We start from the raw sequence: 1,628 nt of genomic DNA on the forward strand, positions 1-1,628 counted from the left end.
AAACATACTAAGATTAGTAGTGAGGAAATCTCCGACGGGAGAAAGTACTCACTACTTTTTTCGTTATGTTAAAGTAGAGGTGTCTTGTTAAGTCGATGAGTCCTTTGGCGCTAGACGTCGTAACTAAAACTGGCAAGACACCTGTTTTAGGAAGAATGTTATCAAAGTATGTGGGACGAAAAACGTCGAGTATTGAAAATGACATCACTAAAGCAAGGAATCATTTAAGACAAAGAGGTAAGATCATGCGAGTAGTTTTTGGGATTGACGTGAGTAAAGCAAGTTCAGAAGTGGCCATCTTGGTCAATGGAGAGAAAATACATGGCTATACCATACCCAATGATGCCATCGGATTTAATCGACTACTCGAGGACTTGGGGACTGTTTACCAACCAGAGATTGTATTCGAGGCGACTGGTGTCTATTCTCGTCGTCTTCAGGCCTTCTTTGAGGATAATAGTTACGCTTATATACGGCTCAATCCCTTAGAATCCAAGAAACAATTAGATAGCTTGCGAGTGCGTAAAACCGATAAGATTGACGCTGAAAAACTAGCTACGTCTCAGTTCATCCTCAATCGTAAACCAAGCTATGTCCAAGAAGCGCTTTATCAAGAATTACGCGACCTCAGCCGTTTCTATCAGAATCTTACTGAGGATATTGTCTGCTCTAAAAACCGCCTACACAAGGTTTTACAGGTCACTTTTCCTGAATTGGAAAACATCTTGTCGTCACCAACTGGGAAACAATATTGGAACTTAGTCATGGCTTTTCCATGTAATAGTTTTGTACTGGAGTTAGATGACGCCGCATTAAGAGCTATCATCCGTCAGTCTACATCAAAACACATCTCTGAAAACCGTGTGACTTACTTAGTAGATAAGCTTACAAAACTAGCTAATCATTCTTATTGTGCGGTCAAGAAAACCTCTCCAATGATGGAAGAGGTCAAATACTATGCAGGGGAGTTACTTAGGCTTTCTGAATATAGACAAAGTGTTTTAGAGAAGATGATAACATTGGCTCAACCTTTGCCAGAATACGAGATTCTTCTCTCTATTCCTGGAATAGCTGAAACCACAGCGACAAGCATTATTGGTGAACTTGGTGACATTCGTCGATTTCACTCTGCCAATCAAATCAATGCTTTTATCGGCATTGACCTCAGACACTATGAATCTGGGGACTTTCTAGCCAAGGAACATATCACCAAACGTGGGAATCCCTATGCCAGAAAGATTCTCTTTAAGTGCATTCATAACATAGCTTCAGCTAGCCACACCAATCCTTGTCATATCGCAGACTTCTATGAGAAACGGAAAAGACAATCGCAAGTGACTTCAACCAAACCACACACGATTGCCTCTATACATCGTCTCATTAGAACAATGTATTACCTCATAACGCATAACAAACTTTACGATTATACTTCTACCCAAAATCGGTAAAATTGTTTATGCCATATGATTGTAACACCTTATCAAAAAAATCACTAGGTAAGGCGTTGTTTTTGAGTACACTTTTTACACTGAACCTTAGTTCAAAAATAGACAAATTCCTTAGTTTGATTATGGAATTCAATCTATTTTTTATCAAATGCCTTGATATGCTTGACAAATGGTAGAAAA

The 1,628-nt window shown here is 39.1% G+C and carries 1 protein-coding gene; it reads left to right on the forward strand.

Annotation, left to right across the window (positions count from 1 at the left end):
* The first annotated feature begins 245 nt into the window (after positions 1 to 245).
* On the forward strand, positions 246 to 1,448 hold the full coding sequence (locus H7U01_RS09915) for an IS110 family transposase (protein ID WP_284443991.1): 1,203 nt from the start codon (positions 246 to 248) through the stop codon (positions 1,446 to 1,448).
* Positions 1,449 to 1,628 lie beyond the last annotated feature (180 nt).

The organism is Streptococcus sp. 21.1 (genome assembly GCF_016648635.1).
GTDB lineage: Bacteria > Bacillota > Bacilli > Lactobacillales > Streptococcaceae > Streptococcus.